This window comes from Gammaproteobacteria bacterium (assembly GCA_030949385.1).
Classification (GTDB): Bacteria; Pseudomonadota; Gammaproteobacteria; order JAUZRS01; family JAUZRS01; genus JAUZRS01.
The window spans coordinates 139,023-164,484 of the sequence record JAUZSP010000002.1 but is presented as its reverse complement, the minus strand read 5'-3'; the positions used below and the strand labels follow the sequence as shown (position 1 = coordinate 164,484).

The 25,462-nt window shown below is 50.7% G+C and carries 23 protein-coding genes and 1 tRNA gene; 12 read left to right on the top strand and 12 right to left on the bottom strand.

Annotation, left to right across the window (positions count from 1 at the left end):
• Positions 1-55: 55 nt before the first annotated feature.
• The 7 genes from Q9O24_02805 to rplM all read right to left on the bottom strand — a co-directional run bounded on the left by Q9O24_02805 (position 56) and on the right by rplM (position 7,663).
• Positions 56-3,910, bottom strand: a complete 3,855-nt coding sequence (locus tag Q9O24_02805) for a DUF3683 domain-containing protein (GenBank protein MDQ7074085.1) — start codon at positions 3,908-3,910, stop codon at positions 56-58.
• Positions 3,911-4,056: 146 nt separating this feature from the next.
• Positions 4,057-5,076, bottom strand: coding sequence for a porin (locus tag Q9O24_02800; protein ID MDQ7074084.1), 1,020 nt, complete (start codon positions 5,074-5,076; stop codon positions 4,057-4,059).
• 307 nt (positions 5,077-5,383) lie between these two features.
• Positions 5,384-6,076 (bottom strand): rhodanese-like domain-containing protein, encoded by a 693-nt coding sequence (locus Q9O24_02795; GenBank protein MDQ7074083.1) that lies wholly within the window; start codon positions 6,074-6,076, stop codon positions 5,384-5,386.
• 55 nt (positions 6,077-6,131) lie between these two features.
• Positions 6,132-6,524, bottom strand: coding sequence for a hypothetical protein (locus Q9O24_02790; protein ID MDQ7074082.1), 393 nt, complete (start codon positions 6,522-6,524; stop codon positions 6,132-6,134).
• Positions 6,525-6,646: 122 nt separating this feature from the next.
• A tRNA-Gln gene (locus Q9O24_02785) sits at positions 6,647-6,720 on the bottom strand.
• A gap of 76 nt (positions 6,721-6,796) precedes the next feature.
• Positions 6,797-7,189: a 30S ribosomal protein S9 gene (rpsI, locus tag Q9O24_02780; protein ID MDQ7074081.1), complete on the bottom strand. Its 393-nt coding sequence runs from the start codon at positions 7,187-7,189 to the stop codon at positions 6,797-6,799.
• Positions 7,190-7,234: 45 nt separating this feature from the next.
• A complete protein-coding gene (gene rplM / locus Q9O24_02775) occupies positions 7,235-7,663 on the bottom strand; it encodes a 50S ribosomal protein L13 (protein ID MDQ7074080.1) in 429 nt (142 codons plus the stop codon).
• Between the two features lie 326 nt (positions 7,664-7,989).
• Between rplM and coq7 the strand changes: the two genes are divergently transcribed.
• A complete protein-coding gene (gene coq7, locus Q9O24_02770) occupies positions 7,990-8,631 on the top strand; it encodes a 2-polyprenyl-3-methyl-6-methoxy-1,4-benzoquinone monooxygenase (protein ID MDQ7074079.1) in 642 nt (213 codons plus the stop codon).
• On the opposite strand, the gene Q9O24_02765 is transcribed toward coq7, so the two are convergent.
• Genes Q9O24_02765 through Q9O24_02755 form a run of 3 tightly spaced genes read right to left on the bottom strand, consistent with a single transcriptional unit; the run spans position 8,603 to position 11,479 of the window.
• Positions 8,603-9,379: an S-adenosylmethionine decarboxylase gene (locus Q9O24_02765; GenBank protein MDQ7074078.1), complete on the bottom strand. Its 777-nt coding sequence runs from the start codon at positions 9,377-9,379 to the stop codon at positions 8,603-8,605. The two genes, coq7 and Q9O24_02765, sit on opposite strands and share 29 nt — an antisense overlap.
• Positions 9,372-11,021, bottom strand: coding sequence for a DUF885 family protein (locus tag Q9O24_02760; protein ID MDQ7074077.1), 1,650 nt, complete (start codon positions 11,019-11,021; stop codon positions 9,372-9,374). Before Q9O24_02760 ends, Q9O24_02765 begins: the two co-directional genes overlap by 8 nt.
• 38 nt (positions 11,022-11,059) lie before the next feature.
• Entirely contained in the window at positions 11,060-11,479 is a 420-nt protein-coding gene (locus tag Q9O24_02755; protein MDQ7074076.1) for an OsmC family protein, read from the bottom strand.
• Positions 11,480-11,593: 114 nt separating this feature from the next.
• Between Q9O24_02755 and crp the strand changes: the two genes are divergently transcribed.
• The 8 genes from crp (at position 11,594) to Q9O24_02715 (ending at position 19,715) form a co-directional block, all read left to right on the top strand.
• Positions 11,594-12,220, top strand: coding sequence for a cAMP-activated global transcriptional regulator CRP (gene crp / locus Q9O24_02750; GenBank protein ID MDQ7074075.1), 627 nt, complete (start codon positions 11,594-11,596; stop codon positions 12,218-12,220).
• 136 nt (positions 12,221-12,356) lie between these two features.
• A complete protein-coding gene (locus Q9O24_02745; GenBank protein ID MDQ7074074.1) occupies positions 12,357-12,893 on the top strand; it encodes a sigma-70 family RNA polymerase sigma factor in 537 nt (178 codons plus the stop codon).
• Complete coding sequence (locus Q9O24_02740) at positions 12,877-13,224, top strand: hypothetical protein (GenBank protein MDQ7074073.1); 348 nt, start codon at positions 12,877-12,879, stop codon at positions 13,222-13,224. Before Q9O24_02745 ends, Q9O24_02740 begins: the two co-directional genes overlap by 17 nt.
• Positions 13,225-13,251: 27 nt before the next feature.
• Positions 13,252-13,458, top strand: coding sequence for a hypothetical protein (locus tag Q9O24_02735; protein ID MDQ7074072.1), 207 nt, complete (start codon positions 13,252-13,254; stop codon positions 13,456-13,458).
• Positions 13,448-14,056, top strand: coding sequence for a DUF3106 domain-containing protein (locus tag Q9O24_02730; protein MDQ7074071.1), 609 nt, complete (start codon positions 13,448-13,450; stop codon positions 14,054-14,056). The genes Q9O24_02735 and Q9O24_02730 overlap by 11 nt, the downstream gene beginning before the upstream one ends.
• Positions 14,053-14,943: a hypothetical protein gene (locus tag Q9O24_02725; protein MDQ7074070.1), complete on the top strand. Its 891-nt coding sequence runs from the start codon at positions 14,053-14,055 to the stop codon at positions 14,941-14,943. Before Q9O24_02730 ends, Q9O24_02725 begins: the two co-directional genes overlap by 4 nt.
• A gap of 138 nt (positions 14,944-15,081) precedes the next feature.
• Positions 15,082-16,932 (top strand): multiheme c-type cytochrome, encoded by a 1,851-nt coding sequence (locus tag Q9O24_02720; GenBank protein ID MDQ7074069.1) that lies wholly within the window; start codon positions 15,082-15,084, stop codon positions 16,930-16,932.
• Between the two features lie 125 nt (positions 16,933-17,057).
• A complete protein-coding gene (locus Q9O24_02715) occupies positions 17,058-19,715 on the top strand; it encodes a multicopper oxidase family protein (GenBank protein MDQ7074068.1) in 2,658 nt (885 codons plus the stop codon).
• Positions 19,716-19,847: 132 nt separating this feature from the next.
• Here Q9O24_02715 and Q9O24_02710 read toward each other — a convergent pair whose 3' ends face one another.
• A complete protein-coding gene (locus Q9O24_02710) occupies positions 19,848-20,090 on the bottom strand; it encodes a sulfurtransferase TusA family protein (protein ID MDQ7074067.1) in 243 nt (80 codons plus the stop codon).
• 58 nt (positions 20,091-20,148) lie between these two features.
• Positions 20,149-20,757 carry a TetR/AcrR family transcriptional regulator gene (locus Q9O24_02705; protein MDQ7074066.1) on the bottom strand — a complete coding sequence of 203 codons (609 nt, stop codon included), beginning with the start codon at positions 20,755-20,757 and terminating at the stop codon, positions 20,149-20,151.
• A gap of 203 nt (positions 20,758-20,960) precedes the next feature.
• Between Q9O24_02705 and Q9O24_02700 the strand changes: the two genes are divergently transcribed.
• The 3 genes from Q9O24_02700 to Q9O24_02690 all read left to right on the top strand — a co-directional run bounded on the left by Q9O24_02700 (position 20,961) and on the right by Q9O24_02690 (position 25,451).
• The gene (locus Q9O24_02700; GenBank protein MDQ7074065.1) at positions 20,961-22,373 is read left to right on the top strand and encodes a multicopper oxidase domain-containing protein; all 1,413 of its coding nucleotides are present in this window, start codon (positions 20,961-20,963) and stop codon (positions 22,371-22,373) included.
• A gap of 91 nt (positions 22,374-22,464) precedes the next feature.
• Positions 22,465-23,883 (top strand): multicopper oxidase domain-containing protein, encoded by a 1,419-nt coding sequence (locus Q9O24_02695; GenBank protein ID MDQ7074064.1) that lies wholly within the window; start codon positions 22,465-22,467, stop codon positions 23,881-23,883.
• A gap of 80 nt (positions 23,884-23,963) precedes the next feature.
• Positions 23,964-25,451, top strand: coding sequence for a Ppx/GppA phosphatase family protein (locus Q9O24_02690; GenBank protein ID MDQ7074063.1), 1,488 nt, complete (start codon positions 23,964-23,966; stop codon positions 25,449-25,451).
• The last annotated feature ends 11 nt before the right edge of the window (positions 25,452-25,462 follow it).

The window sequence follows — 25,462 nt, the reverse complement described above, 5'->3', positions numbered from 1 at the left end:
AATAGGAAGGATTATACAAGAAGAGAGCAAGCAGTCTTGCTCTCAAAAGGAGCCGTTACAACAGCACCTGTTCCACTCCGCCTTGATTAACATCACGCAAAAAGCGTTTCTGCCACTCACTGCCAAACAGTTGCTGCGCCAGCTCCACCACAATGTAGTCGGTCTCCAACCCCGTCTCATCCTGATAACGAGACAGCCCCTGCTGGCACGCAGGGCACGAAGTCAACATTTTCACCTCGCCGTTTTGCACCTTGCCCACCTGACCAACGGCCTGCAGATCCACCTGCAACTCTTCCAGTTTTCTAAACCGCACTTGGGTGGCAATATCAGGACGGGCGGTGGCAAAGGTACCCGCCTCACCGCAGCAGCGATCCGACAGCGTCACTTCACTGCCCATCAAAGTAGACGTCACTTTGATCGGGTCGTAGGTTTTCATCGGGCTGTGACAGGGGTCGTGATAGAGGTATTTCTGCCCAGGCACGCCCTCCAGTTTGTAACCCTTTTCCATCAGCAGCTCATGAATGTCCAGCAAGCGACACCCCGGGAAAATCTCCTCAAACTGGTATTTCAGCAACTGATCCATACAGGTGCCGCAAGAAACCACCACCGTCTTGATGTCCATATAATTGAGAGTGGTGGCCATGCGATGAAACAAAACCCGATTGGCGGTACTGATCTGCTGACCTTTAACCACATCGCCGCTGGAGGTCTGCGGATAACCGCAGCAGAGATACCCCGGCGGCAACACCGTCTGCACTCCGGCATCGTAGAGCATCGCCAAGGTCGCCATACCCACTTGACTGAAAAGCCGCTCCGAACCGCAACCGGGGAAATAGAAGACCGCTTCCGAATCCTCTTTAACCTTCTTCACATCACGCAAAATCGGAATGTATCGAGCATCCTCCACCCCCAGCAACGCACGGGTGGTTTTCGCCGGTAAATCATTGGGCAGACGACGATTAGCAAAATGCACCACCTGCTCCAACACGGGTGCTTGTTTTGTCGTCGCCGCTGGGCGTTTTTTCTGTTTGAAAATGCCTGGGATCAACTTCAAAGCCGAATGCAACCAGCGCTGGCCTTGAAAACCCCATTTCAACATGGTGAGGCGCATCGCTTTGATCACCAAGGGGTCGGTGGCGTTCAAAAAGCTCAGCCCCACCTTGGTACCCAAGCTGAAACGGCGCTGCCCCATGTCCTTGAGGATTTTACGCATGTGTACCGTCACATCACCAAAGTCGATGTTCACCGGACACGGGTTCAGACAGCGATGGCAGACGGTGCAGTGATCGGCCACGTCGTTCATCTCATCAAAATGATGCAAAGAGATGCCGCGACGAGTCTGCTCCTCGTAAAGAAACGCCTCCATTAACAGACCCGTGGCAAGAATTTTATTGCGTGGTGAATAGAGCAGATTGGCGCGCGGCACATGAGTGGTGCAAACCGGTTTGCATTTGCCGCAACGCAGGCAATCTTTGATGCTGTTGTTTAGCTCTCCCAGCTCACTGACTTCAAGAATCAAGGCTTCTTGTTGCAGCAGACGCAACGACGGCGTATAGGCGTTTTGCAACCCAGAACCTGGCATCAATTTGCCACGATTGAAATATCCGTTAGGATCAACCTGATGTTTGTACGCGGCAAACGCTTCGCTGGTTTTATGATCCAAATACTGCATTTTGGTCAGGCCAATGCCGTGCTCGCCGGAGATCACTCCATCGAGCTCTTTTGCCAAAGCCATCACCCGATCCACCATCTTCTCTGCGGTCTGCATCATAAGGTAATCATCGGAATTGACCGGAATATTGGTGTGTACATTGCCGTCACCGGCGTGCATGTGCAGAGCAATAAACAGCCGACTGGAGCGGTACTGAGCGTGCAGTTTATCCAGCTTCTCGCGCACCTCGCTATGCTCCTCACCACTAAAAATCAGCTTCAGTGGCTTTTCCACCTGCTGACGATACGAGAGACGAAAATCCCGTCGCAGCAACAGATCCAACAGCGCATCGCCTTTTTGCAACGCCTGCTTGGCTTCGTCGTCCAGACACGTTTGATGCTCTACCGCTGGCGCATCTAAGTTTTCCAACAAATGCTCCCAGCGCTGTTTAACCTCTTCCAACAGCTCAAAGGTTGCCTGACATTTTTGCTGATAAATCTCCGTCTCTTCACTGCCGCTGAGGTGTTTTGCTTCTGCTTCACGGTTGACCGCTTGCTGTTCGAACCACTGCCGCACCCCCGACACAATCTGCAATTTATTGCTGATCGACTGTTCGATATTAATCCGCTCAATGCCTTCGCTGTACTCTGCCAAACGCGCCAGTGGAATCACCACATCTTCATTGAGCTTAAAGGCGTTGGTGTGCGCAGCAATGGCCGCCGTTCGACTGCGATCCGCCCAAAAACGTTTGCGCGCTTCCGCACTGACGGCAATGAAACCCTCCGCATCACGAGCGTTGGCCAAACGCACCACATGAGAAGCGGCTTTGGCCACCGCATCTTCATCTTCGCCAGCAATGTCCGCCACCAGCAGCATTTTTGGCAACACGCCCCGCGCTGCTTTGGCGGAGTAACCCACCGCTTTAATGTAACGGTCATCCAGATGTTCCAATCCTGAGAGCAACACCTCCGGCAAACCGTCCAGATACTCTTTCAGTTCCACAATCGCCGGTACCGCTTTGCGCAGATCTTTGCCATAAAACTCAAGACAAACGGTGCGTGTCACCTGTGGCATTTTATGCAAAATAAACACCGCTGAAGTGATCAGACCATCACAGCCCTCTTTTTGCACCCCCGGCAGACCACCGAGAAACTTATCCGTAACGTCTTTTCCCAAACCCTCTTTACGCAGAGATTTCCCCGCAAACTGCAACACAATCGGCGGTTCAATCAATTCATGCGTGTTGGCACGGTAGCGCGCTAGCCGAAACTCCACCTGTTTCTGCTCGTGGATTTTGCCCAAATTGTGGTTCAGACGCTCCACCTCCAACCAATCACCATCGGGGCTGACCATCTTCCATGAGAGTAGGTTGTCCAACGTCGTACCCCACAACACCGCTTTTTTACCCCCAGCGTTCATTGAGATGTTGCCGCCGATGGTGGACGCGTCTTGTGAAGTGGGATCAACCGCAAAGACAAAACCCGCCGCTTCCGCCGCTTCCGCCACCCGACGGGTTACAACCCCCGCTTCCACCGCAATGGTCGCCACTTTTTTATCCACTCCAGCAATGTCACTCAGAGTAACTTTGCCGACGCTCTCCAATTTTTCGGTGTTGATCACCACCGAATGCGCGTCCAGTGGAATGGCTCCGCCGGTGTAACCGGTACCGCCACCACGAGGAATAATGGTCAAACCCAACCCAATGCAGGCTTTGACAATGGCCAACACCTCTTGCTCACTGTCGGGATTGATCACCACAAAAGGGTATTCCACCCGCCAATCGGTGGCATCTGTGACATGAGACACACGCGCCAAACCACCAAAATCGACGTTGCCACTGCGAGTCACGCCTTTCAGTGCCTGTGAAATGCGCTGCCTTAACAACAGGCTCCGAGCAAATTCTTGTTCAAAATCATGCACCGCTCGGCGCGCGGCTTCTGCCAGTGACAGCGCCTGCTGATTGCCTTTGGCGCGCGTCACAATCTGATTCAAACGATGAGACAGCGCCTCAATCAGCATTTTACGGCGCTTCTTGTTGTGCAGCAGATCGTCTTGAATGTAGGGGTTACGACTCACCACCCACATGTCACCCAGCACTTCAAACAACATGCGCGCCGAACGCCCTGTTTTACGCTCACCGCGCAGGGTGTTCAGCACCGTCCACATGGATTCGCCCAAAAATCGGATGACGATTTCACGGTCGGCAAAAGAGGTGTAGTTGTAAGGAATTTCACGGATACGGGAAGTTTCGCTGTGCATGGCTATTTGTCGGTTCACATATAAAGAAGTGGCGCTATTCTAAACCCAGCACCGTAGAACCACCATCTTAGAATTTTATAACGGGCATAAAAAAACGGAGCCATAAAGGCTCCGTCAAGGAAAAAAATTCCTTGATAAACTTAATCTTAGAACTTGACCCGCAGACCCGCAACCAAGGTGGTTGACTCATCAGTAGCGGTTTTACCGGTCACACTGCGATAACCCACATGACCACGCACTTTTTTGTTGAAGCTGTGCAACATGCCCACAGAACCGTAAGTGGCATCACCCACATCACTGTTGCCATCACTGGCAGTACTACCAAAAGCTGCTGCGATGCTATTCGCTGCGCTCATTTTGAAGATAACGTTACCGTAAACAATTGCTGCACTGTCCGTCGAAGGCAAAGCCGTACCATTCACAACAGAAGCCTTACTAACAAGACCCTTTCCAAAGGTTTCATACTGAGCTGACGCAGTAATAGCACCACTTTTAAACTTAGCTCCCACTTTCACTGCCGTAGTGTCCGTACCACCATCATCGTAGTAAGCTAATGCCAATTCAAAATCACTACCAACGGGTGCCTTCACACTGAACGAAGTAAGGTGTTCTGCTTTCGTACTTGCTGGAGTCGCGCCATCAGGAGTCTCATCAATTCCCACTGCAACGGCAAACTTTACTGCACCAAATTTATTGTCATAAGACAACATATTTGGTTTATAACCATTGTGTAATTGAGACATGCCCGCACCACCACGAGCCTGCAAGGAGGTCGCCCAAAAGGGATCCCATTTATTACTGATTTTATAAGGTACAGCGATATTACCAGCCTTGATGGTACCAAAACCACCTTTCAAACCAACGTAACCATCACGCCCCTTACCCAAACCAACCGCGTTAGCATCCATTTGGATACTAAAGTTGGCTTTCGCCAACGCAGTCAAACCACCACCCAAATCGTGTTTGATCGAAACACCAAACGCTCCTGCGTTGCCTTTATTTATTTTATGACCTTCAGTACCGTCAGCCAAATAAATTCCGGCAGTTGCACCATCACCAGAAACACTAACCAGCTCAGTTTGAACCTTACCAATTAACTTAATATCCGCCATAACAGCAGGGGAGAAAGCGAAAGCAATTGCGACAGCAAGAAGCTTTTTATTCATTTGAACATTCCTCAAAATTATTTATAAACGATTAAATACGTAAACGGGAGCCAATACAGCCCTTGCTAGGCAAGGATCTTAATGTCCTACTCCAGCCTATCTAGTGGCCGCAAGTCTACCTTGCTTAGAAACAACAAATCAATAATTTTTTCAGATTTTATTCAAACAAAACGACATAAAGGACAAAATAGTTGCTTTATAACAACTAATTTAGCATTTAAACGACCTTAATTAGCAATTAAAAGACTAAAAATCCAGTAAAAATCTGTTAAGAAAGGCAGAGCGTAGACTAAAAAACAACAAAAACTTAATCAAATACCTTAGGAACCACTGTGGTTAACCCCAATATCTGCCACATCTGCATTCCACCACGATAATAAAAAATCTTATCAGCAGGATAACCCAACGCCAACAAACCTCGAATGGCACGCGGTGACTGACTGCACCAAGGGCCATTACACCAAAACACCACCTCTTTGGCAGCAACAAAATCCCAATGATCGGTTTTACGATCCCCGTCCATCAAGCCCCAACGTTCCAGTTGCCGCTTCAGCCCACCCACTTGGCCTCGGCGCGTTACTCCAAAACGATGCATCGCTCGCACCAACTCAGGCGCATCTGCGGGCAAGCTAAACACCGTAAAGGGAATGTTAATCGAGCTGGGAATGGTGCCCTGCTGAAACCAAGCGGGAACCCGAGCATCCACCAGCAAACCGGTCTCGCTGCGAACTTGGTTAGCCATAAAATTGAAAATTTCAATTTCCGAAAACGTAATCACTCCAGGCGCAGCCAGCTCCGGCTGAATGCAAAAGGGCGGACATTTACGCGATGTTTTACTAAAACTGCCCGAGAGTTGGTGCCCCTGATCCTGAATACGCTGCACTCGAATCAACTGATCTTGATGAAATACCTCTACAAAATCGACCTCTTCAGTTAATGCCACCTCCAGCGCCAATACCGCACCCATTGACACCAACAGCAACAACACCCCAGCAACCATCTTAATCACTTTAATTCCCTTTTACAGTTCTAACCGAACAAACAAACACCATCACTTACTGCATTTTCGACAAAATCATCTGTCTTAACGTCGCCAAATCAGGATCCAACAGATAGGCATCGTAAACCTGTTGCCGAGCACGATAGGAGATTTTTTTGTAAAACAGCGAAGTGGCACAGTGATCACGCCTTAAAGCTTTTTCAAAATCACGCCTAGAAAGCCCTTTAACAATCACTTTAGCAAATTGGTTCGCTTCGCTACAGCTCGAACTTTTTGGTATCAACAAAAATTGATCCACCATCGCCCCTGATTGATGTTTGGCCATACTTCTTTTATCAAGCACCACAGATCGTCCTTCAGCCTCCAAACTCTCCAACAGCCCTGACGCCCAAACCGACTCACTGGCAAACAAACACATCGCCACCAGCAAACCACTCCTTTTGCTCATAACACACCTCAAAATTCACATCATGTGAACAATATGAAACGACCTTTTGATTGTAGGATAGACACAGGAAAAGCTAAACAAAAAAAACCACCACCCTGATTAAAAGATGGCGGTTTTTCAATTGGCTGGGGGACTAGGATTCGAACCTAGGTTGGCGGAGTCAGAGTCCGCAGTCCTACCACTAGACGATCCCCCAAAAGTAAACACCGGCAAAAAGCCGGTGCTACTTTTATTGCAGCTCTGCCAGAACAGCAGAAACAGTGCAAAAAAACTTAACGCTTGGAGTACTGAGTTGCACGACGTGCTTTGCGCAGACCCACTTTCTTACGCTCAACTTTACGTGCATCACGAGTCAAGAAACCCTCACGACGCAGATCAACACGCAGCTCTTCATCGTAGGAGAGCAAAGCACGCGCGATGCCGTGACGAATGGCACCTGCTTGACCGCTGTTACCGCCCCCTTCAACGGTGATGTAAAAATCAAATTTCCCCATCATCTCCAGCTTCTCCAACGGCTGACGCACAATCATGCGAGCCGTCTCACGACCAAAATAGTCGTCTATAGAGCGTTTGTTGATTTTGATGTCACCACTACCTGAACGCATAAAGACGCGTGCGCTAGAGCTTTTACGACGTCCGGTGCCATAATACTGTGCTTCAGCCATTTTCTTCTACCTACCGCTGCGCTGCACGCGCCGCTGTTCAATTAATTAAAGATCGAGAACCTGAGGCTGCTGAGCCGCATGGTTATGCTCACTGCCACCGTACACTTTAAGCTTACGATACATCGTACGCCCAAGGGAGTTCTTGGGTAACATGCCCTTAACGGCAAATTCAATGATGCGCTCAGGTGCTTTGGCCAGCAGTTTTTCAAAACTGATGGATTTCAAGCTACCGATGTACCCCGTGTGATGGTGATACATTTTGTCTTTCATTTTATTGCCCGTCACTCGAATCTGAGAGGCATTGATGACCACAATGTAGTCACCGGTATCCACATGCGGGGTGTATTCTGGCTTGTGCTTGCCCCGCAAGCGCAAAGCAACCTCGGATGCCAAACGGCCTAAGGTTTTGCCTGCGGCGTCCACGACAAACCAGTCGCGTTTGACTTCGGCAGGCTTCGCACTAAAAGTCTTCATTACATACTCCAAAACGTATACAAGCCATCAGGCTATGGACTGACGGAAAAGGGCGCGATTTTATAGGACAAAATCGAATCTGACAAGTAGTAAAACAACTATATTTATCATCAGGCAAAAAAAAGGCGCGGTAAGTAGGGACCGCGCCAAAAACCATCAAAGGAGGATGGTGGAGGAAAAACGCCGAATCATCTCTGACTCAAAGCGAATCATTATATTATAATATGGTTATATATTTGTCAAGATAAAGTTATCTACTTGACACCTCCCCTTCGCCCACCAAAACTAACCCTCTTGTTTCATTTAAATTTAAAGGCCTATTTAATATGCAACGCCACCTCACCGCATTAGATCAACTTATAATCAACGCCGACAAAGGACTCACCACTCTGTTTGGCAACACCCGTACAACAGGCCGTCCCTACCCCGCAGAAGAGCAACAATCACATGACTTAAGTGCAAGTGAACAACAACACGCAGCGGGCTTGATGCGCATCAACCACGCGGGAGAAGTCGCCGCTCAAGGACTGTATCAAGGCCAAGCCCTAACCGCCAAGCTGCCCGAAGTGCGTCAACAGATGGAACACGCCGCCCTTGAAGAGAACGACCATTTAAAGTGGTGCGAGCAACGCCTGCAAGAGCTGAACAGCCACAAAAGCCGTCTCTCTCCGCTCTGGTACGGCGGTTCTTTTAGCCTCGGTGCTCTGGCCGGTTTGGCTGGTGATAAGTGGAGCTTAGGGTTTGTCGCTGAGACTGAAAAACAGGTCATCAAGCACCTAGACGAGCACTTTACATCACTGCCAGAAAAGGATCAGCGCAGTCTGGCGATTCTAAAACAGATGCAAGAGGATGAAAGGCAACACGAACAATTGGCCCTGGAGTCTGGCGGAGCCGAACTGCCTTGGCCAGTACGAACACTAATGGGGCTGACTGCAAAGATCATGACCCGTACCGCTTACAAGTGGTAGCGTGCGGGTCACTCAAACAGCCATAAAAAAGCTCCTCTCGCTCCAGACGCACCTTCTGTTCAATCTGCTCTAATTCAGCAGCAGAACAGCGCACCTGTTCAGACTCACTGAGAAAATCCGCTAAAACAAACGCCTTTTTTAACATTTTGGTATGAAAGCTGTTTTCCGTCGCCAGATTACGATCCCGCAATTGATATTGCGCGCGGCGCGGCGCAGAAAGAAAATTCTGAATCGAGACCATCTCATGATCCATAAACTGCTTCTGCCCAGTTTCATCACGAGTAAACCCCCGCACTCGATAATCAACCAACACAATCTCGGCTGCAAAACATCCCAACAGCTCGTTCAAAATCGTCAATGGAGAGATACGGCCACAGGTTGAAAGCTCAATGTCGGCACGAAAGCTACACAAGCCATTTTTAGGGTGCTGCTCTGGGTAGGTGTGAATGGTAATGTGACTCTTATCCAGATGCGCCACCAGCGCATCGGAGAGCAACAGCGTCGCGCTGGCACCCTGAGGCTGATAATCTTGCCGCGCTAAATTGAGCACCTTGGCACCCATTTTCTGCGCCATTTGTTGCAACATTAAACCCAAACGCTGCGCAGAATAACGCTCATTAAGCCGCGTTTTATACGCGCGTTGCCGCGATTCGCTGACACAATAAGCCAACTCATACACAGTGACACTGAGGGTTTTACTTAGATTATTAAAATCGTGCAGACTCAGTTTTTCCAGTGGCTCACTCAAAGGTACGTTCAAACACAGCGTGCCAAAAAGAGTCACCAAAAACGTAACTCGCCACCAATGGCAAAGGCACCGGTCCGACCTCATGCAAACGGCGATGAAAAGAACTTAAATCAGCAAACGTCTGCTCTTGCTGCATATAATAATCACGCATACCCTTAATCAAAAGCCAACCCAGAATATCCGCCAACAGTCGCGTGGGAGAGCGGGTAAAACAGAGTAATTTGGCTTGCACCTGCCGTTCAGACAGCCCCACCTGACGCAGCTGCTCAGCGGCCTCGTCTAAACTCAAACCCTCGCAATGCACGGCAAAATCCAACTGCGCCTGCTTAACTGCCCACAGACGATGCAACAGCAACCAAAAACGGTGCTCAACACCCTTGAAAAAACCCTTCTCCACCATCAGTTGTTCCGCATACAACTCCCAGCCCATAGCAAACAGCGCCGACCGATTCGTACGGCGTACCACGCTGCGCGCCTCGCTGTTCTGTTTTGCCAACATTTCCTGCAAGTGGTGACCAGGCCAACCCGCCTGAACCGCCGTATGAGCCAAAGCGGCATCCCCTTCATCGCCCGCCAACCAACAAATCCCCGTACGATTTCCTCCCCAAGAAGCCAAGGAGAGGTAACTTCCATAAGGCTCATCAAAACAGAGCACCTTAGGTAAAAGAGAGACCTTGGGCATGGATTCCCCAGACATATCCAACATGCCGTTATCCCGCACAAACGCTCTGGCGGTGAGCAGATGTTGCTGATAACAAGCAACCGGATCATCCACACGCTCTGCCTCAACCCGTAAACGCTCAGCCACGGCGACAAAATCGTCATCGGCAAACATCTGCATCGAGAGTTTTTGCAGTTCGGCCACCACACATTCCTGCTGACGCTGCAAGGTTTGGCTCAAAACGTCCAACTCCAATGGCAAACGATGTTGGCTAAGCAGCATCTGCTGATAAGTCTGTCGCCCCACCGCCACCTCTGTTTTCGCAACCGGCAGCAGTGTGTGTTTCAAAAAGCATTCGTAATCCCGTACGGCTTGCTGCGCCCGCCCCAACAACGCCATTAACTCTGTGGACTGCACCATATTTTGCACCACCACCGGACGATGCGGCAGTTCATGCAAATACGCCATACCTTGCTGCAACACCTGCAAACAGGCCTCCAGCCAGAGACGGGGAATAGACACCTCGTCACGTTGCAACAACATCCTGGCTCCGCGCAGATGCTCAGGAATCGCCGCCAATAACTGCAACAACACCGTCTTAAACTCTTCGACTGGGTAAATTTCCAGTTGCTTCAAAGCCCAAAACGGTAAAAAATATTGTGGATCCAATCGATTCAAGCCATTTTTTAATAACGATTGATTCTCACGATACGCCGAAGAACGCAGTAATTCGTAGTTAAGCCGACGACGCTTATTTAATTCATCAACGGCCAGTTCATCCAAACTGTTGATCAATTTTTCATTCAGCGCCAACAAGGCTCCCCACCGATCTTCATCCAATGACGGCAACAGATGAGCGTAATCCTGCATACCTGCATCCATAGCAAGACGCGGGTGAAAACGGAACCAAGCATGATAGTAAGCCACCACCAGATAATCCAAAATCTCATTAGCGTTCTGTCGAGGTGCATCACTATCCATAAAAAAAATCCCTATAAATCAGCCCCATCACCACACGATCAATCAGCAGAACGAAGCTCATAATCATGACTGATCTCCACCGAGTGCGCCAACATCAACGAAACAGAACAGTATTTTTCCGCCGACAAAGCAACGGCTCGTTTAACATGTTTTTCCGAAAGGTTGTTACCTGTGATAATGTAGTGTGCATGAATGCGCGTGAACACTTTTGGTACGCTCTCCGAACGCTCAGCGTGCAACTCCACCACACAATCATCAACGGCTTGCCTCGATTTTTTCAGCATCAACATGACATCAAAAGCCGTGCAGCCGCCCATCCCCATCAAAACCATTTCCATCGGCCTCACACCAAGGTTACGACCGCCCACCTCGGGTGCGCCATCCATAACCACCGAATGACCACTACCAGATTCACCGACAAAACTCATGTGATCCAACCATTTTATGCGTGCTTTCATATGTCATACTCTCGTAAGGTCAAACTACTATTATTCAACGTTAGGTTCGAATTAATCGCACCCAACATGACCCCATCACCACAAAGGCGGGTAGGATAGGATATGCCACAATTAATGAAACAAAAACCAGACACTCCGTGGATACAACGTCTGCTGCTGCACAGCCGCAAACGACAATATTCAGCCAAAACGACCATTATCCACGAAGGAGATACCCCAGATACGCTCTACTATATCATTGAGGGTTCAGTGAGCGTAGTGATCGAAGATGAGGATGGCCGTGAAATCGTCCTCGCCTATCTCAATAAAGGCGAGTTCTTCGGCGAGATGGGTCTGTTTGACGAAGAGACTCAGCGCAGCGCCTGGGTAGTCGCCCGCACTCAATGCGAAATGGCGGAGATCAACTACGATCACTTCCGAAAAATGAGCCAAGAAGCACCGGACATCATCTTCGCCCTCGCCTCCCAACTGGCCGACCGGCTGCGCAAAACCAGCGCCAAGGTGATGGATCTGGCCTTTGTGGACGTTTCCGGTCGCATTGCTCATACCCTGATGGAATTGAGTAAAGAACCCGACGCCATGACCCACCCCGACGGCATGCAGATTCGCATCACCCGCCAAGAGCTGGCGCGCATTGTCGGCTGTTCACGAGAAATGGCAGGGCGAGTGCTTAAAGATTTGGAAGTGCGCGGACTGCTCACTGCCCACGGCAAAACCATCGTCGTCTTTGGCACCCGCTAACGCCTTCACCCCACCTTTGCAGAACCCTCTGCAAAGGCTTACACCTCTTTTTCATCCCCTCTGTCAACCGATTGCACTCTCATTACGATAACCTCGTTGTAACGGCAGATTAACGGAGCAGATCCTTTTGAGTGACATGGCACTGAATGCCTTTTTAAAAGACATTCGCACCCCCGCGCTCAAATACGCCCAATTACGCCTTAAACAAGAAGAGACGGCTCTGGATCTGCTGCAAGAGGCCATGATGGATTTTGTTTCAGCCAAAAAAAACCATGAAATAAGCTTTTGGTCTGGGCTGTTCTACAAAATCCTTAATCGGCGCATTGCCGATTGGCACCGAAAACAGTACCGCCGCCAAAAACTGATCCAAATCATCAGTTTTGGCCAACTGGGACACGATGATGAACAGAGCAAGCCAGAAATTGCCGACCACCATTGTGGTGAATTGGAATACCGAGCCGAGGAGTTGGAACAACAATTCCAACACGCCCTACAAACTCTGCCCACCCGCCAACAAGAGGCTTATCTGCTGCGCCAATGGAACGGCTTTAGCGTCAAACAGACCGCTGCTGCAATGGAGTGCAGCGAAGGCAGTGTCAAAACCCATCTGTCTCGCGCCATGAGCGCCTTACGTGAAGCCCTAGGAGAGTGGATCAATGAAGAAAGCGAATGAATTACTCAACCAATCAGCGCACAAGCTGGCGGAAAAACACCAGCAACGCCTACGGCAAATGACCTTTGAGGCGTTGGAGTTGGCTGAAAAAAAACCGTTCTTGAATTCATTACGGTTTCTCCTACCACCGCCTGCCTATGCCGCAGCGGCACTGCTCTTTATCAGCGCCGGGGTTGGCTGGCTGAGTCTACAAAACAGCAGCGAGTCCGAAAGCCAAATCGTCGCGCAACTGCCCGAATGGCTCAGTGACGAACAGGTACCAATGGAACTTCTGGAAAACCCCGATTTTTATCAATGGCTGGCCAAACAGCCCGAAATACCACAAGCTTAGCGAATAAAAAAATGAACAGGATCTGTTATGAAACGCCCCATCATCCGTCTTTGTCTGCTGAGCCTGTTCGTCAGCAGCCTCGCGTGGAGCGCAGAAACGGCACCCGATGCTCTGCCCGAAGCATTTTTAAACCAACTGCCCATGCTGTTGGAGCTCTCCGATGAACAGATTCAAGCGCTGTTACAGATTCCTAACGCAGCAGAGAACAGCACAGGAGAAGACAATGAAAAATAAAAACAGTCTCCTCACACTGTTGTTACTGCTGCTGACCTCACCCACTGTGTTTGCTGCAACCGATTGGAATGAGCTGCCCAAAGAATCACGGCGTTTATTGGCAAGCATGGAACAGCAGTGGCCCAATTTAGCCGAAAACCGCCGTCAACAACTGATGGGGTTAAGCAAAAAATGGCTCTCCTTGCCCAGTGAAAAACGCACCACACTCTGGAAGCGCTACCAGCGTTGGCAGTCACTGCCTATGGCCAAACAACAGCTGATGCAGAAAAACTATCAACGCTTTAAAACCCTACCCACAAGGGAGCGCCAAAAACTGTTGCAAAGCCACCAACGTTTTCATAACCTCAACGAACAACAACAGCATCAGATGATGCACCGTTTTCAGCAGTTCCAACATCGCAACAGCCACCACCCTGGCGGTGGTATGAGCGATACACATCAAAACATGCCACCCCACCCCGAAGGTGGCATAAGCCGTCTGAACCGAGATCAAATGCGACAGCAAATGGGAACCATGTCACCCAGCGACATGCCCATGGGCTCCAGCAGCAACGGCAACGCCTCCAACAGACCCAACATGGGAAGAGACCAGCCTTGACACTTTACAAACAATCGATCCTACTGCTCTTCCTAGCTCCCCCAACAAGCCTATTGGCACAAAGTCACCTACAACTGGAGACAGGGCTGACGCTCAACGACAATTCTCTGCCCACACAACAAAATAATCTCACCAACAGCGCCGATCAAACACGTCTCGGCGTGCAACTTTCCTTGGCAGGCCACTGGCAAAAACTCAACAAGGACGGCGGCCTCAGCGCCAGCCTTTACGCCGATCAAGACCGTGCGCTGGAGAAAAAAAACGCCGACCTACGCCAACTCACCCTACAAGGACAAACGCTGTTGGCGCTCAGCCCACACTGGCTCTCACGCACCCAACTGAACGCCAACCATTACACCCACCAGCAACAACCCGCCAACAGCTACCAGAGCCTGAGTCTGGATCAGACCTGGGGGTATTTTGCCGACAGCGGCAGCGGTCTGGATCTTAATCTAGCCCTGCAACAGCGACGCTACAATCAAAACCCCAGCGGCAGCTATGAGGGTCAACGCTACCAACTGAGCAGCGTCTACTATTTCGCCGCGCCCTCCAACCGCGCCCGTTGGGCTGCCGCCATCACCCTACAACAATTCAATGCATCCACCCCCTTTTACAACAGCAAGCAGCAGCAACTGAGCCTCAGTTACGGCCAATGGCAGTGGTATAAACTGCAAGGCAACCTCTCGCTTCAGTGGCTCAAAAACCGCTACCCAAACACTCAGGAGCAACTAAACGACACCTATCAACTGCTCACCGTCGATGCCCAGTACCCTCTTGCCTCACAGTGGCACCTTAGCGGCTCACTCACCACAGGGCGCTACCAACCCAGCAACACCACCGCCAACACCCTGCTTAATGCGGCACTCGCCCTGCGCCTCAGTTTTTAATTCAACTCAAGAGTTCACTCTAAAACGTGACTGTCATCACATAAAAGAACCGATCACAAAAAAATAAGCCCCCATAGGTCAACGCCCTCCATCATCATTACGATAAGGGGGGCAATGTCATTCTATTGGATCCTCCTCATGCATAAAATCACCGCCGTTATTGGCCTTCTCACACTGCCCTTTTTCATATCAAACGCTGCTGCCGCCGCCGCTAACGATAAATTTAGCGACCCTCATTTTAGCGGCTCAGGCAATTGTGCCACCTGTCATGACAACCTAACCGATAACCAAAACAACGATATTTCCATCGTCAAAAACTGGTCCACCAGCATGATGGCCAACGCCTCACGCGACCCCTACTGGCTTGCCAAAGTCGCCTCCGAACTGCACCGAAACCCCAACTTATCCGATGAAATCAACGATAAATGCTCGCGCTGCCACACCCCAATGGCCAATGAAGCAGCAAAAAAAGCAGGGGTGGCACCAGAGATACTCGGCAACGGCTTTCTGAATCCCAACAACCCCTACTACGACCATGCGCTCAACGGGGTCAGTTGCACCTTATGCCACCAAATTGCCGATAACGGCCTCCTTGGAACCCTAGAAGGCGTTTCTGGAAAATACACCATCCCTGAATCTGCCAACCCTGTGGATCGGCCTATCTACGCTCAGTACCTCAATCCACAAACCGGCCCCATGCGCAACAATGTGCAGTTCACCCCTCAATACAGCGCCCACACCAGCAGTTCCGAACTCTGTGCCAGTTGCCACGATCTAAAAACACCTTTTGTGGATGGGCAAGGCAATATGGTCAGCACCACCCCAGAGTCTGAGTTTCCTGAGCAGATGGTGTACAGCGAATGGAAAAGCAGCGCTTACCGCACGGGGGGAGTGAAAGAAGAAAATTGCCAATCCTGCCACATGCCCCAAGTGGAGGGCAGTGTCAAAATTGCCAATCGCCCACGCAACCTGCCCAATCGACCTAACTTTTCCCAACATACGTTTGTCGGCGCAAATACGGTCATGTTGGATATTTTAGACCGCAATCGCAGTGCCCTCAGCGTCACTGCGATCGGTTTTGATCGTGCCATCGCCGATGCTCGAACACTGTTACAGTCTTCAGCAGAACTGCAATTGATCTCTGCAAAGATCGACAATAATCAGCTTAATTTAAGCATCAAAGTCATCAACAACAGCGGTCACAAATTACCCACCTCCTACCCCTCTCGCCGTGCGTTTCTTCATCTGGTCGCCAGAGACGAACAAGGAACGCTCTTATTTGAATCAGGGCGTGTCAACCCCAATGGCAGCATTGTTGGCAACGACATGGACATCAACCCTTCCCGCTACGAACCTCACTACGACCTCATCAGCTCTGAAGATCAGGTGCAAATTTACGAACCCGTGATGCAAAACAGCGATGGCAATGTGACCCACACCTTGTTACGAGCAGCCGCGTACATCAAAGACAACCGCTTAACCCCAAGTGGGTTTGATAAAATGAGCGTCTCTAACGACGTTGCCGTCAAAGGAGCCGCCTTCGATGATGCCAATTTCAACCTCGGCAGCGACACGCTCACCTACCGCATTGACCTCAAACAAGCAACCTCTGCCACCATTGACGTAGAACTAAATTACCAACCTCTCGCTTATGGGCATCTACAGGAGATGTTTTCTGACAGCGCCAGCTTGCCCGAAGTCGCCACCTTTCAAGCCTATTTTGAAGACCCCGCCACGCTGCGCTCTGAAACACTGGCCACCCTCAATGCAACAATAAACAACACACTTCCCACTGCCGCAGACCCTATCAATGTCATCGTATCTACATCTACACCTACGCCTTCGCCTTCGCCAACAGCCAATACGGAGACAACCGTATCCAGCACCAGTAATAAGACTCAAAATGGCGGTTCACTCAGCCCCCTATTGCTGCTTTTTTTAAGTGCAAATCTTTGGCTGCACCGAAAACGCAACGGCCATCTTGCGTGACATAAGTCACATTTTTTAACAAGCACAAAAAAAAGCATCTTTTTATGTCAACCCCTCGCCCCCCTCATCACGATGTAAGGGGGGAACATAGAGACATCTCAAACTATTTCATCAGGAGCGACACAATGAAATTAAAAACCTTAGCACTGCTCATCGGATTGAGCACCGGGGCCACCTTACTGACCGCCTGTGGTGGCAGTACATCGAGCGCCACCGACCCACTCAGCAGCATCACAACCCTGCAAGGCAGCGTCTTTAAAGGCCCCATTGATGCGGCTCAAATTCAACTCATGGACGGACAAGGAAATGTCATTTCTGACGTACAGAGCAGCAACGGCACCTTCACCATGCCCGGCCTCAACACCCTACCGGATGTCATCTTTATTAAAAGTTCTGGTGGCAGCTACACTGATGAAGCCACCAGCCAAACCGCCAACTTAAACCTGCAACAAGGTCTGCAAGCGGTCTTTAGCAAAGCCGAGCTGATGGCCATCTTGGCCAACAATGAGTTCATAACCCTGACCCCAGAGACCACTCTGTTGGCTGAATTAGCCCGCAGCAAAATGGCTGCTGGCAGCACGCCTCAACAAGCCATTGATGATGCCAAAACGTTAATCGAAGCCCAATTGCTGCAAGGCACCGAACCCACAGGCATTATGGCCAACAGCGATACGATTTTGCGTACCGGCAATCTCACTACCGCCCTGCCAGCCAACAACAGCGAAGCTTTGGCTCGCAACCGCGCCATCTCCTTCTCCTATGAAACCCGCAACCTCGGCCTTTCACCAGAACAGGTCTTTGAACTGATCCAAAAACGCGCTGAAGACTTGAAAGACGGCAGCCTTGACGGTGTTGCTCAGGGCACTCCTCTGGCAATCACTCCGACGGACACCCAAAACTCCGTGGTTGCACTGGATCAAGAAGACCAGCGCACCAACTACGGTCAAGCCCGTGGACAACTGCTGCAAAGCACCATTGGCCGTCTCAGCAGCGGCAATCTCTCTGCCGCTGAACAAGAACAACTTGCCTCACAAATGGGCATTGACCCCGCTGTTTTGCAACAGAATCAACAGCAGACTCAGCAGCAGAACCAAGATGCAGTGCAAACCACACAGGTTCTGTTGGCCGCCACCACTCTACCTGCCTTCAAACACCTGCCGGTGATGACCGATGAAGACGGCGTGGCCAACGACGGCAAAGCCACCTACACCTTCACCGCCAGCAACAACGTCAACGTCACCATCGACACCCCCAACGGCAGTTGGGTCACACCAATGATGCGTTACAACAACTCCGCTCTGCCACCGCTGATTCGCGCTCAACGGGGTGACGTAATGACCCTGACGCTGAACAACAATCTGGCCGAAGAGAGCACCATTCACTGGCATGGCTTCAAAATCCCCGCCATTCAAGACGGCAACCCTGACATCCCCATCCTCACCGGTGGCAGCCATCAATACGATTTCACTATTGATCAACCGGCGGCTTCGCTCTGGTTCCATCCCCACCCACACAAACGTACCGCACATCAAGTCTATTACGGTCTGGCCGGAGCGTTCATCATTGAAGATGCCATTAGCCTAGGCTTAGAGACGAATAAAGAACTGCCCAGCGGTGCTTTTGATATTCCTTTGATGGTGCAAGACCGTCGTTTTGCCGCCGACAATGGCACTGGACAACGGGATCTGCTCTATATGGATAAACCTCAAGACCAAGCCGGTATGTACGGCGATGTGGTCTTAGTCAACGGCGTTGAATTGCCAAAATTCGAAGTGGCCACTCGCCAGTATCGTTTCCGCCTCTACAACGTTTCTAACGCTCGCAGCTACGAATTTGCTCTCAGTAACGGCGCACGCTTCATGCAAATCGCCACCGATGGCGGTCTGTTACCTGCACCGGTCTCCATGACCAGCCTCACTCTCGGTGCCGCAGAACGGGCTGAAATCGTCATTGATTTTTCCAGCTTTACCGTTGGCGACAAAGTGATGTTAATCAGCAAACCTTTCAGCAACGGCATGATGGGAGCAATGGGCGGTGGTATGGGCGGCGGCAACCAAGGCGGCGGCATTCAAAATGGCGCAGCTCTGGACATCATGCGCTTTGACATCGCTCGTCAAGAGGTGGATGACATCACTCTCTACGCACAACTGCCTGCCAATGCTGAAATCAATACCCGCATTGATCCAGCCACCATCAGCACCACCCGCAGCTTTGTGATGAGCATGATGGGCGGTCAAGGCGGCGGCATGGGCAACCAAGGTGGCACTGGAAATCAGGGCGGCATGAGCTTTACCATCAACGGCAAAAGCTTCGATATGACCCGCATTGACGAATACGTCACCGCCAACGCCAGCGAAATCTGGGAGATTCGTAATATGTCTCCCATGGCTCACCCTTTCCACGCTCACGCCATTCAATGGCAGATCTTGGATCGCAATGGCGTTGCCGCCAGTGGTGCAGACCTCGGTTGGAAAGACACCGTACTGGTTCAACCTGGTCAGACTGTGCGCTTTATCGGCCAATTTGAGCCGGTCAACGTCGGTGACTACATGTACCACTGCCATATTTTAGAACATGAAGACGCAGGCATGATGGGCATGTTCAAAGTCCTCGCTCCCGGTGAAACCGTTCCTGTCGGTGAGTCGGCCATCAATAACGGCGGCACTCAAGGCGGTATGGGTAACATGGGTGGCGGTATGCCGAACCAAGCCGGTGGTGCTCAAGGTGGTATGGGCGGCATGGGTAATATGGGCAACCAAGGCGGTGGCATGGGAGGTATGTAACACCTAAAACAAATAAACCCCAGAAAATTGATTTGCTGGGGTTTATTTTTTCTCACAAAAAACCATCTATTTTTACTTCATCAAATAAAAAAATTCACATCCATATCCACGTAACCCTTTTTTCTGCCGTATTCATCCCTCTTTATATTTGCGAATATGAAAAATAAAATCTTCCCGCGACTGGGTTCGAAGCAACAATTCATGCCCCGTCTGCACACAAAATGACTCGATGTCCTTCAACGATCCTGGATCGGTAGTCAACACCTCAAGCACATCTCTACTTTTGAGATTGGCCATCGCCGTTTTGGTACGCATAATAGGCAAAGGACAATTCAGACCTCTGGCATCCAGAGTTTGCTTAACTTCATAACTCATAATGACCTCCTTACACAAACAATAGTTGACCGGTCAGTCAATATTGGTACACAAATTTTTAATCGCTGTTTTCAATACGAATGGATTTAATTGCCCCTCCCAACTGTTGAATCACATCAGGGTCGTTACGGGACTTCGCCAACAAGATAATGCCTTCAAGATAGGCCAACATCGCTTGCGCGGTTAAGTCTGTATTCAGTGGCTCAATGGCCGAAGTCTGCACCGCTTCAACCAGCGTCTGCGCAAACTTCCTTTGGATTTTTTCAAACACCGCGCTCAATCTGGTACGCAACACGTCATCGCGTGTACTCACTTCCAAGGCCAGATTACCAAACAGACAACCGGGCATACGCCCATCAATATCCTTAGTGGCTTTTTGCCAGTAATAAGCTCCCTCAACCAAATAATCTAGACGCTCCATTGGTGGCAAAAGAGAGTCAAACGCCTCCCGAATAAAACCATTAGCCCACTCTTCGGCCATGTTGTCGATCACCGACAACGCCAAATCGCGTTTGGAAGGGAAAAAATGATAGAAGCTGCCTTTTTTCACCTGAGCCATATCACAGATCTGTTTAATGCCAATATCAGCATAACTGCTACTGTGAAACAGCTCGCGCGCCGCCAGCAAAATGCGGTCTCGGGTATCAAAAGCAGCAGAAGTTCTCATGGTTAAGAATTATAGTTGACCAGTCGGTCAAGTCAAGATCGCATCACCCCCTACCCTCTACTCGCCTTTTTTGTGACAAGCATCACAATTATCAGCATCAAGAAGCAAGCCCATGCTTCTTATGTCAACCTACTCACCACCCATAACGACATACACTCCCAGTATGAAAACGTAATTTCTTCGAAATACAAAAGGATCAACACATGAACCGCAGAACATTTTTATTGGCATCCGGTGCCGCCCTAAGCTTGCCACTGATGGGCTGTAGTAGCAGCTCCACCACAAACACCACAAACACGGGTGGCAACACCAGCACACAAACCCCCTTGCGCATGCCACAACTGCTCACCGGCACCCAGTTCGATCTCAACTTGCAAACGGGCAGTATGGAATTTATCGCCGGTACCAGCACCCCCACCTTTGGCATCAACAGCAACTACCTCGGCCCCGTAATCAAAGTCCGCAACGGCGATACCGTCAACTTCAATGTCCGCAACACTCTAACCGAGGCTGCCACCCTGCACTGGCATGGCATGCACGTACCTGGCAACGTCGATGGCGGCCCGCATCAAGAGATTCTTCCAGGTGGTCTCTGGCAACCGAGCTTCACCATCAATCAAGCTGCTGCTACCAACTGGTTTCACTCTCACACCCACAACAAAACCGGCGAGCAGGTTTATCGCGGTCTGGCCGGTATGATGATTGTGGAAGACGCGGAAAGTGACGCACTTGACCTGCCCAAAAGCTGGGCCGAAGACGATTTCCCCCTGATTATTCAAGATCGAAAATTCAACACCGATGGCAGTTTTAGTTACCTACCAACCCAACAAGACGCCATGCGGGGCATGATGGGTGACACCTTTATGATCAATGGCAGCATCGACCCCATTGTGGATCTGCCGAACAAAGAGGTGCGTTTTCGCATTCTCAATGCCTCCAACGCACGCGTCTATCAACTGCGTCTGAGCAACGGTGATGCCTTCAAACAAATTGCCACCGACAACGCTTTTCGTGAAACACCGCTCAGTCTCACCTCCATCACCGTCAGCCCCGCTGAACGAGTGGAGATTGTGGTGGATCTGAGCAACTTACAAGGCCAGACCTTGACCCTGCAAGACGCCAATAACAACGACACCGTGCTGCTTACCCTCAATGTCAATAAAGCCGCCAGCAGCATCACCCGCGTCCCAGCTCAACTCACCACCTTAACGCCCCTTGACCCAACGGCTGCTGTGCGCACCCGTCCTTTTGTCTTAGGTCGCACTCGGGGATTGTTTTCCATCAACGGCGTCTCAATGGACATGACACGCATCGACCACGCCATGACCTTAAACGAAGTGGAGATCTGGGAGATCACCAACACCATGGGAATGACGCACAACTTCCACTCCCATGCGACTCATTTCCAGATCATCGAACGTAACGGTTCCGCCGCCAACGTATTGGAATATGAAAAAGGCTACAAAGACACCGTTTTGCTTAACCCCAATGACAGCGTCAAAGTGGTGGTCAAAATGACCGATTACACCGCCGATGCCAGCACCCCTTACATGTTCCATTGCCATATTTTGGAACACGAAGATCGTGGCATGATGGGGCAGTTCACCGTAGCATAACCCCCTCTATTTTTACTCTGACTGGAATTCAAATAATCCAGTCAGATCAACTCTTAATTTACCGCCTCTTTTCTATTTGCAAGGAAACAACATGAAACGCAGAGATTTTTTATTCGCCTCCGCTGCTGCGGTAAGCCTCCCTCTAATGGGCTGTAAAATGGGCAATCACAACACCGGCACTGTCAACGCCAACACGGGAGCATTAAAACCCCTCCGCATGCCTCAATTGTTAACCGGAACCCAGTTTGATCTCAATTTACAAAACGGCAGCCGTGAATTTATTGCCGGTCTCAGCACCCCCACTTTTGGCATCAACGCCGATTTTTTAGGCCCTGTAATCAAAGTCCGTAACGGCGACACGGTCAATTTCAATGTGCGTAATAATTTGGCTGAAACCGCCACCCTGCATTGGCACGGCATGCATGTACCTGGCAGCGCCGACGGCGGCCCCCACCAAGCCATTGCATCTGGTGGCCTCTGGCAGCCGAGTTTTACCGTCAAACAAAAAGCCTGCACCAACTGGTATCACTCTCACACCCACAACAAAACCGGCGAGCAAGTCTATCGAGGTTTAGCGGGCATGATGATCGTCGAAGACACCGAAAGCGATGCACTGGATCTGCCCAAGACCTGGGCCGAAGACGATTTTCCACTCATTATTCAAGACCGTAAATTCAACGCCAACGGCAGTTTTAACTACCTTCCCAGCAGGCGTGATGCCATGCACGGCATGTTGGGCGACACCTTTATGATCAACGGCACCGTCAACCCCTACCTCGACCTGCCGAACAAAGAGGTGCGTTTTCGCATTCTCAACGCCTCCAATGCGCGCGTTTATCGGCTCAAACTGAGCAACGGCGCGAGCTTTAAACAGATTGCCACCGACAACGCCTTTCGTGAAACGCCGCTCAACTTAACTTCCATCACCCTCAGCCCCGCTGAACGGGCGGAGATCGTTGTCGATCTAAGTCAGTTACAAGGCCAAACCCTCACCCTGCAAGACGCCAATAACGGCAACACCCCTCTACTGACTCTGAACGTCAACAAAACCGCCGGCAACATCACCGCCGTTCCAGCTCAACTCACCGCCTTAACGTCCCTTGACCCAGCAACCGCAGTACGCACTCGTCCTTTTGTATTGGAACGCATCGGTGGCATGAACGGCAGTTTTGCCATTAACGGTAAAGCCATGAGCATGGCGCGCATTGACCACAGCATGAACTTGGACGAGGTGGAAATTTGGGAAATTCGCAACGCGATGGGCATGACCCACAACTTCCACACCCACGCCACCCACTTTCAGATCATCGAACGCAACGGTTCTGCCAATAACGTCGCGGAATATGAAAAAGGCTACAAAGATACGGTACGTCTAAGCCCCAATGAACGAGTCAAAGTGGTGATTAAAATGACCGATTACACCACCGATGCCAGCGCGCCTTACATGTTCCATTGCCATATTTTGGAACACGAAGATCGTGGCATGATGGGGCAATTTACCGTGGTGTAGTTTTTACCCTAACGAAGTTTCTATTTTCATCCTCCTGAGATGGCGCTAAGGTAAACTACCTCGCCCTCAGGAGTTCAGCCATGCCCAACCATTTCGCCGCCATTGACCTCGGCTCCAACAGCTTTCACATGATCGTCGCGCGCGAAGACGACGGCTACCTACACCTACAAGACCGCATCTCGGAGAATGTGCGCCTCGGTAACGGCCTAGACACAGAAGGCAACATCACTCCAGAAGCCGAAGCCATCGCCCTAGAATGCCTCGCACGTTTCAGTCAACGACTGCGCGAAATGCCATATCAACAGGTGCGTGCCGTTGGCACCAACACCCTACGCCGAGCCAAAAATTCCAACGCTTTTTTACGCAAAGCACACCACGCACTGGGGCATCGAATCGACATCATTTCCGGTCGAGAAGAAGCACGCCTAATCTATTTAGGCGTGGCAAAAAGCCAAACACCGGCCAAGGGGCAGCAGCTGGTCATCGACATCGGCGGCGGCAGCACCGAGTTGATCGTTGGTCAAGGCATCACTCCAGTGCAACGAGAAAGCCTTTCCATGGGCTGCGTGGTCATGAGTCAACAACACTTTCCTGATGGTGTTATAGATACAACCAACCTGCGTAAAGCCATCACCCATGCTCTGTTGATCATCCGACCGGTGGCACGCCAATTTCGTGAACTGGAAACCGAGTTGACCTTGGGAGCCTCCGGCACCATCAAAGCCATCGCCGCCATCTGCCAAGCAATGGGCTGGTGCGATAACGGCATCTCCAGCAGCGCAATGGAAAAACTGCACCGCGCCCTACTCAATGCAGGCCACCCTGACAAGCTGAAACTCAAAGGGCTAAACGACAAACGCCGCCCCGTCTTGGCAGGCGGTTTTGCCGTGCTTTATGCCCTGTTTAAGGCACTGCATCTGCAACACATTGAGATCTCCAGCGGTGCGCTGCGTGAAGGCGTGCTGTACGAATTAATTGGCCGAAGCCATCACGAAGATGTACGCCAAAATACCGTGCAAGCCCTCTTGAGACGACACAACATGGACTCTCAACAAGCGCAGCGGGTAGAAGAGACCGCTCTCAGCCTATTAACCATGCTGGAAGAAAGCTGGGAACTGGAAGGAGAAGAGGAGAAAAACATGCTCAGTTGGGCTGCTCAACTGCATGAGGTCGGGTTGGCCATCGCCCACGCGGGTCACCACAAACACGGCGCTTACTTGCTCAGCTTTGCCGATCTACCCGGTTTTTCCCGTTTTGATCAACAGCAATTGGCCGCGCTCGTACGCGCGCAACGGGGCAAATTCCCGCTTAAATATTTTACCGAATCACTGGCCGATGAACTGCATAGCAGAGTCACTCGACTCAGCATCATCTTACGCTTGGCCATTCTTCTGCATCGTGGCCGCAACCAACAAGCGCTGCCCTTTCTGATCGTGAAATGGGAGCAGAACGAACTCACGCTCGGTTTTCCGCACGACTGGTTGGCTCAACACCCCCTTACCCACGCCGAACTGCAACGAGAAAACGAACTGCTCAAAAGCTGTCAAATCAAGCTGACCGTGGCCTAAAAAAACCCCAT